This window comes from Nostoc sp. 'Peltigera membranacea cyanobiont' 232, assembly GCF_002245985.1.
In the GTDB taxonomy this organism is placed as follows: domain Bacteria; phylum Cyanobacteriota; class Cyanobacteriia; order Cyanobacteriales; family Nostocaceae; genus Nostoc.
The window spans coordinates 21,263-35,253 of record NZ_NOLK01000081.1 but is presented as its reverse complement, the minus strand read 5'-3'; the positions used below and the strand labels follow the sequence as shown (position 1 = coordinate 35,253).

Sequence of the window (13,991 nt, the reverse complement as noted above, 5' to 3'; positions counted from 1 at the left end):
GGGGAGGCAGGGGAGGCAGGGGGTGAATAGCTTAATGACTAATGACTAATGACTAATGACTAATGACTAATGACAAATAACAAATGACTAATGACTAAATTAATTGTGATTTGTGGGGCGACGGCTACAGGTAAGTCGGGTTTGGCTTTAGCTTTGGCGATGCGGTTGGGTTCTGTAATTCTTAGTGCTGATTCTCGTCAAGTTTACCGTGAGTTTGATATTGGGACAGCAAAACCAACTCTGGCACAACAAAAATTAGTACCGCACTATTTAATAGATATCTGCGCTCCCACAGACACGATGACAGTAGCAGACTATCAGGAACAAACACAAGCCTTAATTGCTTCTGTTGATGTTACACCACTTTTGCTAGTTGGTGGCACTGGTTTATATATCCGTTCCATTGTCCAAGGGATGAAAATTCCGAGAGTTGCACCACAAATTGAATTGCGATCGCAACTTGAATCTTTAGGTCAGCCTCAACTCTACGCCATGTTACAACAAGTTGACCCCGTTGCAGCACAAAAGATTCATGCTAATGATTCAGTACGAACTTTAAGAGCTTTAGAAGTATATTATGTTACAGGATATCCCATTTCAGAACAGCAAGGGGAGAATCCACCGAATTATCCAATTTTGCAAATTGGTTTAGATTGCGATGTTGAAAAGTTAGATGTTCGGATTCAACGGCGTACTGAACAAATGATAGCAAATGGTTTGGTTAAAGAGGTGGAGAATCTTTGTCAAAAATATGGCGCTGATTTGTCTTTGTTGAATACTTTGGGCTATCAAGAAATCAAGCAATATTTGGCTGGGGATATTTCCTTGGATGAAGCGAAAGAATTAACAGTTTTGCATACCCGACAATTTGCCAAGCGACAACGAACTTGGTTTCGAGCATATCCACAAATTGAATGGTTTGATATGAATAATCTTGATTTATTAGAGAAGGTTTGGTTGCGGATAAATGAGTTTATAAATTGCACAAGTTCGTGAGATTGCTTTGCTCATACAAAGACGCAAAAAAAACTTTGCGTCTTTACAGCAAGTGTCCTATAGAGTGTCGGGATCTACGCCCATAGCCCGTAGCCTATCGGCTAGTAATTGGTTGCGTTGTTCGGCTTCGGAAGCTCGTTGTTCAGACTGGGAAGCTCGTTGTTCAGACTGGGAAGCTCGTTCATCTCCAGTCGATAAAACATTTCCATCTTGGTAACACCAGCGTAACCAATGATCCTGTCTGCCTTCAAATTCCCCTTCCCACAGAGTTATACCAAAACCAACTTGTTCTAACCAAGTTTCTGAAGTTTCAAAGTAGCGTGTTCCCCTAAGTTCATAAACATGCAGTATTTTTTCTGCTAATTGCTGATTTGGGTCATATACGATGTAGTAACTAGCCCGCATGTGTTCATAAATTTTCAGCTTTTTGCCCAGTTCATCACCTTCTTTATTAGAGACAATTTCGAGGACAACTTCTGGTGGTTTGCCAAAGCGCCAAACCATATAACAACGATTTTGTTTTTCCCACCACTTTTCAGGTACTTGGACATCTAAGCTGAGAAAGACATCAGGTACAATGGGCGGCTGAAGGTCTGTGTAGTAAATACCTACATTAGCTTCAGCTAAAAAAGTCTGGCTTTGTAGAGAACTGTAAAGAGAACTCACTAAAAGGCGTTGTTGTTTGGCAGATGCAAAATTATCCACAGGTGTATCATCTTCAGTGACTAGCTGGTTGGCATCTGGCACATAGTAATCATCATCATTGATTAGAACTTGCTGAACCATGATTTTATCCAGTATTTGAGAGGGTTATTTATAGGTTAGTTGATTGGGGATGAAAGGGTGCGATTACAGATTGTCTACTTGTATTCACAACCTCGTTTCGATTGAATATGTGTCAAAATATACTTTGTATTTTATTATAGAACACCAAGGCAATTATCAGGTAAGGAAGCTTAATGAATAACAACTTAGAACCATTCCAGATAGACAACAAGTGGGGCTACAAAGACCAGAAAAGACTGGAAGTTATAGAACCCAAGTTTGATTATGCTCGTAACTTTTCCGAAGGGCTGGCAGCAGTCAAAATTAATGACAAGTGGGGTTGTATCAACCAGACAGGGGGTGAGGTTATCCCATTCTGGTTTGATAAAGCAGATAGCTTTTCCGAAGGGCTAGCACGGGTCAAAGTTGGTTCCAAGTGGGGCTATATCGACAAGAACAAGAAGATGGTTATTCCTCTCCAGTTTGATTGGGCTGGAAACTTTGCTGATAGAGTAGTACCTATCCAAGTTGGTGATAAATCTGGCTACATTGACCATTCAGGGGAAATTGTTATTCCCTTGCAGTTTGACAGGGCTTATAGCTTTTCTGATGGGCTGGCAGCAGTCAAAATTAATGACAAATGGGGCTATATCGACAAGAAAGGACGGGTAGTCACCGAACCCCATTTTGATGAAGCAGATAACTTTTCCGAAGGAGTGGCGCGGATTAAACTTGGTTCCAAGTGGGGCTATATCGACAAGAAAGGGCAAGTGTTTATCCAGCCACAGTTTAATGAAGCTGACAGCTTTTCCAATGGTATGGCAAGGGTCAAGGTTGATGAGGATGAACGCTATATTGATGTGATGGGAGATTTTATGTGGTAAGCCTATAAAGGGTGATTTGATGATGCCATCGTTTAACAGTTTCATCCCTCACTTTCACATAACCAAAATTCATCAAGTAAAGGGTTATTGAAATCATCACTTATCCAAATCTTACCTTGGTTTAAACCTAGTACCCGTTTCTGTGGTGGTTGTTAGGGTTGAGCATATTTTTGTGCTAAAAATTCAACAAAATCTAACACCTGTTGTTGCTGTTCGGGTGCTAGGGTTTGCAGCTTTGCAATTAATTTTGAGGTGGAATCTAAAACTTGGTAAGTCATTTCACACTTTCCTGTTAAATGCCTGACTCTATGTTACTGTAGCTCCACAATTAACAAAATATCTAAATTCTACCATCATTCAACGCATTCGTTAAGAGACATCGCACCTTCCGTACTAAAATCGTGCGATCGCCTTTTACTCACTTTTGACTGCTATTCTTGCAACAATAGTAATTACAGCTATACTAACCAGCCTGCAATATCTACCACTTTAAAAACCTATGCTTACTCAAGATAAAAAACAACGCAACTGGAAACCCATTATCAAAGCATTTGAGGCTGTCCTTGGCAAAAATGGCGTGGTGCAACGCCGTGAAGAACTCATCACCTATGAATGCGATGGTTTAACTGGCTATCGCCAACGTCCGGCTGTGGTGGTGTTACCCAGAACTACAGAACAAGTTGCGGAGGTTGTAAAGATATGCAACCAATACTCTATCCCCTTCATTGCACGCGGTTCTGGTACTGGTCTATCTGGCGGCGCTTTACCAGTGATAGACTCTGTTTTAATTGTCACTTCATTGATGCGGCAAATCCTCAGCATTGATTTGGAAAATCAACGCACAGTTGTGCAACCAGGGGTGATTAATAGTTGGGTAACACAAGCTGTTAGTGGTGCTGGATTTTACTACGCTCCCGATCCATCTAGTCAAATTATCTGCTCTATTGGGGGCAATATTGCTGAAAATTCTGGTGGCGTACATTGTCTCAAGTATGGTGTCACCACTAACCACGTTTTAGGATTAAAAATTGTCACGCCGGAAGGGGAAATTGTCGATTTAGGCGGACAAATCCCTGAAATGCCTGGTTATGATTTAACAGGTGTATTTGTTGGTTCTGAAGGCACTTTAGGAATTGCTACAGAAATTACTTTGCGAATTCTCAAAAGTGCAGAATCAATTTGTGTGCTGTTGGCAGACTTTACAAGTATTGAAGCTGCGGGAGCAACTGTTTCTGACATCATCAGCGCTGGAATTATTCCTGGTGGGATGGAAATGATGGATAACTTCAGCATCAATGCAGTTGAAGATGTTGTCGCCACAAATTGTTATCCCCGCGATGCTACTGCTATTTTACTAATCGAAATTGACGGTTTAGAAGTGGAAGTTGCAGGAAATAAGCAGCGAGTTACTGAAATTTGTAAAAAGAATGGGGCGCGAAATGTCACTTCTGCGAGTGATCCAGAAACCCGATTGAAATTATGGAAAGGACGCAAAGCTGCTTTTGCTGCGGCTGGGCATTTAAGTCCAGATTATTATGTGCAAGATGGTGTAATTCCCCGGACTCAATTACCTTATGTTTTGCATGAGATTGAGGCATTAAGCGAACAATATGGTTATCGTGTTGCTAATGTATTTCATGCTGGCGATGGCAATCTTCATCCGCTAATTCTTTATGATAATTCTGTGCCTGGAGAATTAGAACAAGTAGAAGAAATGGGTGGGAAAATTCTGAAACTTTGTGTCCAAGTTGGTGGTAGTATTTCTGGTGAACATGGTATTGGTGCAGAGAAAAAGTGCTATATGCCACAGATGTTTAGCCAAGTTGATTTAGAAACTATGCAATGGGTGCGGCAGGTTTTTAATCCTAAAGGGTTAGCAAATCCTGAAAAGATATTCCCTACACCACGGACTTGTGGTGAAGCAGCAAATGCATCAGCTATCAAGCAATTTGAAGGTGTGGAAAGATTTTAATTTCCGCTAAGTTCATCTTGTTCGCAGTCTTAAAAATGGGAACGAGATGAACTCTGATATTTCACAAGATTAAAAATAGCGAGAATTGTCTGCTAAGGCACATTTATTAATTTACACCTCGGCATAAAATCATCATTTGTTTATATAACCCGGAGGATTATAACTTTATTTTGTAGTTATATATATTCCGATCGTACTAGGTCATGCTTACAAATGAATCGGGTTGCTCGCCGTTGTATTTCTTACTTAATGTGTTTGGGATTAGTAGTAATTTTAACAGTCTCTTCAGTCTCTTCAGTCTCTTCACGCCCAGTTGATTCCCAAAAAATAAGTCCTTTCACTACAGAAATTCGCGGCGTTTGGCTCACTAATGTTGCTAGTGGTGTGCTATTTATACCTTGGGGTATTAACCGTGCTATAAACCAATTATCAAATCTCAACTTTAATACAATTTATCCTGTGGTTTGGAACCGAGGACATACTTTTTATAAAAGTGCTGTAGCTGAAATGACTACAGGCTCAGATACTCAACCTTTTCTCAAGTTCATGCACGGTGGACAGGATGTTTTAACAAAGATAGTGACGCTTGCTAAAAATAAAAATTTGAGAGTCATTCCTTGGTTTGAATACGGGTTTATGACACCGCATTATTCACAATTAGCAAGGCGTTATCCTGACTGGTTAACAATTGGGCAAGAAGGTATAAAGTCTATCCCAGATGCACCACCAGAAGAAATTGATAATAGTTTAGTAAGTAAACTGGCTTGGTTGAATCCCCTACATCCGCAAGTGCAAGAGTTTATGCAAGGGCTAATTTTGGAAGTAGTCAGGAATTACGATGTTGATGGTATTCAGATTGACGATCATTTTGGAATGCCAGTACAGTTTGGTTACGATCGCTTCACTATTGAACTCTACCAGCAAGAGCATAAAGGCAAAAGTCCCCCTATCGACCCTTTTAACTCAGAATGGATGCGTTGGCGGGCAGACAAAATTACTGATTTTATGGCAGAAATCTATCAAGCTGTGAAGGCGGTAAAACCCAAGGTGAGAATATCTCTATCTCCAAACTATCAGGCTTTTGCGTATAAATACTATTTGCAAGACTGGGAGAATTGGGTAAAAAAAGGTTTAGTTAATGAGTTAATTTTGCAGGTTTATCGAAACGATAAAAGCTCTTTTATTGCTCAATTAGAACAACCATCTGTGAAATTGGCTCAAAGTCTAATTCCTGTAGAAATTGGGATATCAACGGGAACTGTGCGTAATCCTGTGAAAATGGCGCAAGTTCGAGAACAGGTTCAAGCTGTGCGCGATCGCAATTTTGATGGTATCTCCTTTTTTTACTGGGAGAGTCTCTGGGGTTATATTGTACCGGAATCACCCCAACAGCGACGCAAAGCTTTTTTTGAGATGTTTAATACTAAAACTGTCAGACTATTAAAACCAAAGAAACTTTGATTTTGTCATTTGTCATTTGTCATTTGTCATTTGTCATTTGTCATTTGTCATTTGTCATTTGTCATTTGTCATTTGTCATTTGTCATTTGTCATTTGTCATTTGTCATTGGTCATTGGTCATTGGTCATTGGTCATTCTCCCATGTTCCCAGTCCCCAGTCCCCAGTCCCCAGTCCCTAGTCTCCAGTACCTTCAATGCCATTCGCGCCGGAAAATACTAGATTTAGCTTTACATTACTGTGGACTGTCGCTACTTGTGGCGGTTTTTTATTGAGTTTACTCTTTGTTGAAATTGGCGAGAAGCCAGATGTTGGGGTAGTAGAGGCGGCTATCGGCTCAATTGCGATCGCACTTTCTCAAGGTTGTCTTCTCAAAAAACCTGTATTTTGCATCAGGTGGATTTTGTCAAGTCTTTTGGGTTGGAGTATCATCACCGCCATCGGTATTGGTGCGGTGGGTTGGATTGTACCCAGCACTCAGATTCTTCCCATGAGAATCCTGTCGGGGGCGATTTATGGGGCACTTGGCGGCTTGGGGATTGGATTGGCACAATGGTTGGCAATTCCCCAGCCAATGGCGTGGCGATGGATATTTGTCTCTTCAGTAAGTTGGGCTGTTGCTGTCCCCGTGGGTTCTGCTGTGGGGATGATATTACACCGCCTGATGCAGTTATTCTTAGGTGAAGTCATGGGATTAGCCATCACTTGGCTACTAGTTGGTATCCTCACCGGAATGAATGCTCATAAATTGCGATCGTAAGTTGAGAGTCAAATGTCAATTAATGCTGCTGTGCAAAGCTTAGAACAATTGCTGAAGCTAAAGACAAGCCAGACAACAATATTTAACTGAGGATGAAATTAAATATCCTTCGGATCTTTTATTCTATCTTCCCATTCCCTACCCTCGCCCAATAAGTTTATGAATAATTGTAAATTTAATCGTTCCAACTTGATGATTGCACCTAAATATATGCAAAAATCTTGGAAAACTGTTGAAAAATCATTAAATTTGCCCTAACCTGCAAATGTATTTCCGCCTTCACAAAGCAGGATTTGTTAAGCTGACTCCTATTAGCTTTCCTAGATTTCTGACAAGAAGTAGAGAAAGATCAAAATTTCCATGAGCAACAGCTGACAATACTTTGCTATAGGCGCTAAAGTGCATCTACTACAAGCGTAACCATAAGAGAGCGCCTAGAAGAGTCAGTCATAACCAGAAAGGGACTCTCGCATGAATATAAATCCAGCAGAATCAACTATGGAGTTGACAAAATTATCGCCTCCTCAAATTATCTTCGGTACAGAACTAGATGAGAAAAGTAGTAGCGAGCAATTTCTACTGAGCATGTACAATTCTGTGCAGGCATCAATATTTGTAGTAGATGTTCTAGAGGATGGAGATTTTCAGTATGTGGCACTTAATCCCACTCATGAGCGATGGATAGGTATTTGCTCAGACGATCTCCGAGGCAAAAAACCAGAGGATATTCTTTCCCCCATCGATGCTGCTAGGGTACGTCAGCATTATGCTGACTGTGTGCTATTTGGCAAAACTATTTCCTACGAACAATGTTTGCAATTCCAGGGGGTTCTCACTTGGTGGAGTACGACTCTCACGCCACTAAGGGATGCTAACTCCCGAATTTATCGACTGATTGGTACTAGTAGCAATATTACTCGTGTGAAGCAAGCCCAAGAAGCAGTCGAACTCCAGGTTGAACGGGAACGATTGCTAGAAGTGATCGCCGGACGAATTCACCAATCTGTAGAATTAGAGACAATTCTGCATCAGACTACAATTGAACTACGACAATTTTTGAATTGCGATCGCATCCTCATTTATCGCTTCGAGGCTGATGGCAGTGGGGTAATCATTGCCGAATCAACTGTGGCTACAAGTGAACCACTACTAGGAAAAAATATCACCGATCCCTGCTTTAATAGCAAACATCCAGAACACTACGGGCGAGGTTGCATTCAAGTTGTCGAGGATATCTATGCAGCCGGCTTGCACCCTTGTCATATAGATTTTCTGGCATCTTTGCAGATTGGAGCCAATGTAATTGTGCCAATTTTCAAAGAGCAAAATATGTGGGGGCTGTTGATTGTCCAGCATTACCATGAATCTCGTCAATGGCAGCAAACAGAAACTGACTTACTCAAACAGTTGGCAACTCAAATCGGCATTGCTGCTGGACAGGCAGAACTTCGTCAGCAGCTTAAGGATATAAAAGACAAGCTGGAGTCGCAAAAACAGAAGCACAAAAGTCAGTTGCAGCAGGTGCGAAACTTTGAAGCCTTGGTGCGACGGATGACAGAACAAATCCGCGACAGTCTGGATGAAACTTTAGTATTGCAGACAGTGACTCAGGAATTAGCAGAGTTACTCAACCTTGAATGTTGCCAAATTGAACTCTATAGCCCTTGTCAAACCCTCGTAACTATTGCCTACGAGTACAGCATTAACCTATCCCAGTGTCAAGGATCGACTAGACAGATTGCAGACTGTCTGGAAGTTTATCAGCCCTTGTTGCAAAAACAACCTCTGCAATTTTTGGAAATTGCCCCTGCATGGCAACCAAAGTTGTTGGTTATGTCCCAGATGGCTTGTCCAATTTTTGATCCTCAAGGGCTTTTGGGAAATCTTTGGTTGAAAAGAGCATCACAAGAGGTATTTGATGAATTTGAAATCGAATTAGTACAGCAGGTGGCCAATGAATGTGCGATCGCAATTCGCCAAGCTCAACTTTACCAACAAATTCAGGCACAGGTAAAAGAATTAGAAAATTGCGATCGGCTCAAAAACCAATTCCTCAGAAACCTCTCGCAAGAACTGCGGACACCCATCACTAGTATCAGCCTTGCAGTCCAAACCCTCGAAAGTGTCTTGACACCCCCAGAAATACTAGAGATAGAAATAGTTCCACAACTCTTGCAGATTCTGCATAACGAGTGTGCCAGAGAAAGCAAGTTAATTAACGACCTACTCACACTTACATATCTCGAAGCCCAACCCGATCCCCCAACATTGATTGCCATTGACTTACAAAGCTGGCTTTATCCCATTGTCGAGTCTTTTCGAGACCTCACCAACTGCCAGCGACAGCAGTTAAACCTGAGTATCGATCGCGAACTCCCGCTTTTAGAGACAGATATCACAGATATGGAGAGGATTATCACCGAACTACTCAACCATGTCTGCAAATATACCCCAGCCGGTGAGTCTGTCACAGTTTCTGCTCACCTGAGAGGGGATGCAGTAGAGCTTAATATTAGCAATTCTGGACTAGAGCTTACCAGCAACGAACTGTCACGGATATTTGAGCCTTTTTATCATCTTTCCAAACACGATCCTTGGAAACATAGCGGCACTGGACTGGAATTAGCATTAGTGCAGAAAATGGTCAGACATTTAGGCGGCTCAATTTATGTAGAGAGTGGAACTGGTCAAACCACTTTCACTATCAAATTCCCCCTTTAATTGTTTTTTGGCGCGGCACTAGCTAAATTGTTAGAGGTCTGCTATGATGGTTATTCGTGTGGGTGACTAGCTCAACGGTAGAGCAGTAGACTCTTAATCTATTGGTTGCGGGTTCAAATCCCTCGTCACCCACTCTTTTCAGCCCTCAAAATTTACCCTTGACTAATTCTTGACTAAATTGAGTTGGCGGCACGCTCCAAAAGCCCCATTTATCAAGGATAAACGGCGTTAAAACTTTGACTAATTTAAATAAAAACCCCTGCCATCCAGTGGAATGTCTAGCGTGTCCACTGGACAGCTAGAATGTGACAAAAAGCGAATCACGATACCCCTAAATATTCTTGCTATTCCCATTCCCATAATTTTGAATTTTTTGTATGATTTCGCTCTCCCCCATTCTCCAGGCTAGACTTTCCCAACCCCTCAAAATTGGCACATTTGAGGTCAAAAGTCGGGTTCTCCAGTCGCCTCTATCTGGAGTGACGGATATGGTGTTTCGCCGTCTCGTGCGTCGCTATGCGCCAGATTCGATGATGTATACCGAAATGGTGAATGCTACGGGGTTGCATTATGTCAAGCAATTACCCAAAATCATGGAGGTAGATCCCAATGAACGCCCTATTAGCGTTCAACTATTTGATTGCCGTCCCGATTTTTTGGCAGAAGCAGCAATCAAGGCAGTTGCCGAAGGTGCTGATACTGTTGATATTAATATGGGTTGTCCGGTAAATAAAATCACTAAAAATGGTGGCGGTTCTTCGTTGTTGCGGCAACCAGAAGTAGCAGAGGCAATTGTCCGGGAAGTGGTAAAAGCTGTTGATGTACCTGTGACAGTCAAAACCCGTATTGGCTGGAATGACAACGAAATTACTATTCTTGACTTTGCCAAACGGATGGAAGATGCTGGGGCACAAATGATTACAGTCCACGGACGCACCCGCGCCCAAGGATACAATGGCAATGCCCGTTGGGAATGGATTACTCGTGTAAAAGAAGTGCTTTCTATCCCAGTAATTGGGAATGGAGATATTTTTTCTGTTGAAGCGGCGGTGAAATGTTTAGAACAAACTGGCGCTGATGGTGTAATGTGTTCTCGTGGAACTTTGGGTTATCCGTTTTTGGTGGGAGAAATCGATCGTTTCCTGAAAACTGGGGAGATATTGCCGACACCTACCCCGATTGAGCGTTTGGAATGTGCAAGAGATCATTTACAAGCATTGTGGGAATATAAAGGCGATCGCGGTGTACGTCAAGCCCGTAAGCACATGACTTGGTATGCTAAGGGTTTTGTGGGTGCTGCCGAACTCCGAGGACAGCTAAGTTTAGTTGAAAAGGTAGATCAAGGTTTGGCAATGATTGACCAAGCTATTGAGAAACTCGCTAATGGTTATGAATTAGAGGAAGAAACTCAAGATAGTTTGGTGATGCTTTAAAAAATTTCTCGAAACAGGAGTCAGGAGTCAGAATTCAGGAGTCAGAATTCAGAATGAATTTTGTACTACTAGGGATTTTGATGAATTGCAATTATCTGCTGCCCACGTCTGTGGTTTTGCCACTCAACGTTTCAATCCCTAATAGGGATTTTGATGAATTGCAATGTTATCAGCCGGGCTAAAAACTAAGTTTTAATGTTTCAATCCCTAATAGGGATTTTGATGAATTGCAATCTTACTTGATGGTATTTACCGGGTATGGCAGGATTGTTTCAATCCCTAATAGGGATTTTGATGAATTGCAATTACAAGGTATTTCCCATCTACGGCGCAATTCACCGTTTCAATCCCTAATAGGGATTTTGATGAATTGCAATCGGGTTTTATAGTAGGCAAGATAGGGGACTTTATGTTTCAATCCCTAATAGGGATTTTGATGAATTGCAATTACGCCATTGAGCCACAAACTTGTATTGATGCCAGTTTCAATCCCTAATAGGGATTTTGATGAATTGCAATCTGAATGTCGTCTAATACGCCACTGTTTTTTTGTTTCAATCCCTAATAGGGATTTTGATGAATTGCAATTCACTTATTTTGTCAGTTTTTTTGTCAGTTTAAATGTTTCAATCCCTAATAGGGATTTTGATGAATTGCAATCAGATGGTAAGCCTGTCTCAATACCACCAATAGAGCCTGTTTCAATCCCTAATAGGGATTTTGATGAATTGCAATAGCTGGGGTCTGGAAGCCCTGTTGTATTTGGTTTTCAAGGTGCAGTTGCGCGAATGAGTGAATCATAACACAGCAAATAGTCATAGCACAAGATACAAATTGCTGAAAGCCAGTCCCCATAAGGTGCGCGGATAGTTTTAAAATACTAGTGCCCTGAAAACCTTGTATAGATGCAGCCTCGGCCATTTTTTGCCCTTTCTGATTTTGTACACCTACCCATCCGCGCATAAGGCAAGAAAATTAGTCTGGTTAGCGATCGCTACCTCTATCAAAATAAGCGATCGCCTAATACTTGCACACCTTAATTTACCAAATCAGGGAATACCTCTTGCACAGCCGGATGCACTAAGCGATGATTCTGCACATTCACACCCTTAGCTAAAGCTGGGTTAACTTCCAGGGCCATAATTCCTAAATTCGCCAACTGGACAATATAAGGTAATGTACTGTTATTGAGTGCTTGAGTTGCTGTCCAAGGTACTGCTCCTGGCATATTGGGAACGCCATAATGCACCACACCCTCTTCAACGTATACCGGATTTGTATGGGATGTGGCACGTAAGGTTTCTATACAACCGCCTTGGTCAACGGCTACATCAACTATTACCGAACCAGGACGCATTTGTTTGACCAATTCGCGGGATACTAGTGTTGGGGCCCTACGTCCTAATACTAAAACTGCACCGATGAGCAAATCGGCTTCAATGACTGCGGCTTCGATATGAGCAGAGTTGCTGTAAAGTAATTCAACTCTAGAGCCAAAGAGGGTTTCTAGGTAAGATAGGCGCTCGACACTTACATCTAAAATCTGCACGATCGCACCTACACCCACTGCAATTTTAGCTGCTTCTGTGCCAACAACACCGCCACCTAAAATTACTACTTTACCTGGTTTAACTCCAGGCACACCGCCCAAAAGCAGCCCTTTACCACCTTGCTGACGTTCTAGGAATCTGGCCCCAAATTGTACTGCTAGCCGACCGGCAATTACGCTCATGGGGGTGAGCAAAGGTAGTCTGTTAGCACCAGGTTGTTCTACAGTTTCGTAGGCGATCGCAGTTGTGCCACAATCAATTAAATGCTCTGTCAATTTGCGATCGGCGGCTAAATGTAAATAAGTAAATAATATCTGCCCTTTCTGCAAAAATTTATACTCAGATGTCAGAGGTTCTTTGACTTTCACCACCAATTCCCGATTCCAAGCCGTTTCTGATGTAGGGACAATCTCGGCTCCAGCAGTTCTGTAGTCATCATCTGAGAATCCAGCACCATTACCTGCTTGTGTCTCGACGAAGATGCTATGACCATTTTCTCGCAGCACCCGCACACTAGAAGGACTTAACCCTACACGAAATTCTTGATCCTTATTTTCCTTTGGAACGCCGATTTCCATATATCGCCTCTGATAATTTTTTTGTTTAACTCTAGCCTGCGAATCTCAAGCTTGCTACCGACTTATTACAGATAGCTGTATTAGAGATAGTTAATCTGTGTCCTAAGTTTCTCAATTTAATCTGAGTAGCCCAAACTCAAGCCCTTGACTATTACCCCAGTGTTTATACAATATATAAAGAATAGTAACAATTTATTAAAAGAGCGATTGTATAGCTCCCTACTATGAGGCTTTTGCTGAATTTATCAAGTCATCTTGGTATTTCAGCAGTGCAATCAGCTGATAATTTACCAAGTGTAGGCTAAAGGTTAAGGAGAAAAGAACTATTCAATCCCTTAAACTTTCACCGCTTATACCTGACAACTGCTGCAAAGTCTCATATCAAGTCCTGTTTGCCGAAAAAAAGGTTTCTTAAAAATGACACAAACACAACCAACGATTACACCTAAACTAGAAGAACCGAAGTTTGGCTTTAACGAATATGCTGAACGCTTGAATGGTCGAGCCGCAATGATTGGCTTCGGTTTGCTGCTGGTGATTGAATATGTCACCAATCAAGGGGTGCTATCATGGCTGGGTCTGAAGTAGTGCCACCAGCCAGCCCAAAAAGAAAGTTGTAAGCTAGAAGTTAAAAGAGTTTCAACCAGCTGGAAAAACCCAGTTGGTTTTGACTTTGACAATTGATAGCGAAATACTTTGCCCTAGAATGTAAGGAAGATGAGGAATCAAAATACCTATTATTGATTTAGATATCGTACACTTGCAACAAATATACGCAAGCCAATTAATGAGTCCACTTCCTCCCCTACTAAAAAAATTATAATTAGTGTCTGCCTTCAATGAGAAAGGCAAATTACGGGTGAGGTATTCTTG

The 13,991-nt window shown here is 41.7% G+C and carries 11 protein-coding genes, 1 tRNA gene and 1 CRISPR repeat array; of the genes, 9 read left to right on the top strand and 3 right to left on the bottom strand.

Annotated features, from left to right (window positions below; translation table 11 throughout):
* The first annotated feature begins 90 nt into the window (after window positions 1–90).
* Window positions 91–996 (top strand): tRNA (adenosine(37)-N6)-dimethylallyltransferase MiaA, encoded by a 906-nt coding sequence (miaA, locus tag CDG79_RS23890; RefSeq protein WP_094344353.1) that lies wholly within the window; start codon window positions 91–93, stop codon window positions 994–996.
* A 57-nt stretch (window positions 997–1,053) separates the two neighbouring features.
* Here miaA and CDG79_RS23885 read toward each other — a convergent pair whose 3' ends face one another.
* Window positions 1,054–1,782, bottom strand: coding sequence for a Uma2 family endonuclease (locus tag CDG79_RS23885; protein ID WP_094344352.1), 729 nt, complete (start codon window positions 1,780–1,782; stop codon window positions 1,054–1,056).
* 173 nt (window positions 1,783–1,955) lie between these two features.
* Between CDG79_RS23885 and CDG79_RS23880 the strand changes: the two genes are divergently transcribed.
* Window positions 1,956–2,645, top strand: a complete 690-nt coding sequence (locus CDG79_RS23880; RefSeq protein WP_094344351.1) for a WG repeat-containing protein — start codon at window positions 1,956–1,958, stop codon at window positions 2,643–2,645.
* 152 nt (window positions 2,646–2,797) lie between these two features.
* Here the strand turns inward: CDG79_RS23880 and CDG79_RS43980 are convergent, their stop codons facing one another.
* Window positions 2,798–2,923 (bottom strand): DUF2281 domain-containing protein, encoded by a 126-nt coding sequence (locus CDG79_RS43980; RefSeq protein WP_223278285.1) that lies wholly within the window; start codon window positions 2,921–2,923, stop codon window positions 2,798–2,800.
* 221 nt (window positions 2,924–3,144) lie between these two features.
* Between CDG79_RS43980 and glcD the strand changes: the two genes are divergently transcribed.
* From glcD to dusB, 6 genes are all read left to right on the top strand, one after another.
* On the top strand, window positions 3,145–4,617 hold the full coding sequence (gene glcD, locus CDG79_RS23870; protein WP_094344350.1) for a glycolate oxidase subunit GlcD: 1,473 nt from the start codon (window positions 3,145–3,147) through the stop codon (window positions 4,615–4,617).
* A gap of 213 nt (window positions 4,618–4,830) precedes the next feature.
* Window positions 4,831–6,078 (top strand): glycoside hydrolase family 10 protein, encoded by a 1,248-nt coding sequence (locus tag CDG79_RS23865; RefSeq protein ID WP_094344349.1) that lies wholly within the window; start codon window positions 4,831–4,833, stop codon window positions 6,076–6,078.
* A 194-nt stretch (window positions 6,079–6,272) separates the two neighbouring features.
* Window positions 6,273–6,836, top strand: a complete 564-nt coding sequence (locus CDG79_RS23855; RefSeq protein WP_094344347.1) for a hypothetical protein — start codon at window positions 6,273–6,275, stop codon at window positions 6,834–6,836.
* 471 nt (window positions 6,837–7,307) lie between these two features.
* Entirely contained in the window at window positions 7,308–9,557 is a 2,250-nt protein-coding gene (locus CDG79_RS23850) for a sensor histidine kinase (protein ID WP_094344346.1), read from the top strand.
* A 60-nt stretch (window positions 9,558–9,617) separates the two neighbouring features.
* Window positions 9,618–9,689, top strand: a tRNA-Lys gene (locus CDG79_RS23845).
* 245 nt (window positions 9,690–9,934) lie between these two features.
* Entirely contained in the window at window positions 9,935–10,990 is a 1,056-nt protein-coding gene (gene dusB, locus CDG79_RS23840; protein ID WP_094344345.1) for a tRNA dihydrouridine synthase DusB, read from the top strand.
* 128 nt (window positions 10,991–11,118) lie between these two features.
* A CRISPR array of direct repeats spans window positions 11,119–11,725; the repeat unit is 37 nt; unit sequence GTTTCAATCCCTAATAGGGATTTTGATGAATTGCAAT.
* Window positions 11,726–12,026: 301 nt separating this feature from the next.
* On the opposite strand, the gene ald is transcribed toward dusB, so the two are convergent.
* A complete protein-coding gene (ald, locus tag CDG79_RS23835) occupies window positions 12,027–13,118 on the bottom strand; it encodes an alanine dehydrogenase (RefSeq protein ID WP_094344344.1) in 1,092 nt (363 codons plus the stop codon).
* 417 nt (window positions 13,119–13,535) lie between these two features.
* Here ald and CDG79_RS42660 point away from each other — a divergent pair, with 417 nt between their 5' ends.
* Window positions 13,536–13,706 (top strand): hypothetical protein, encoded by a 171-nt coding sequence (locus tag CDG79_RS42660; RefSeq protein ID WP_094344343.1) that lies wholly within the window; start codon window positions 13,536–13,538, stop codon window positions 13,704–13,706.
* The last annotated feature ends 285 nt before the right edge of the window (window positions 13,707–13,991 follow it).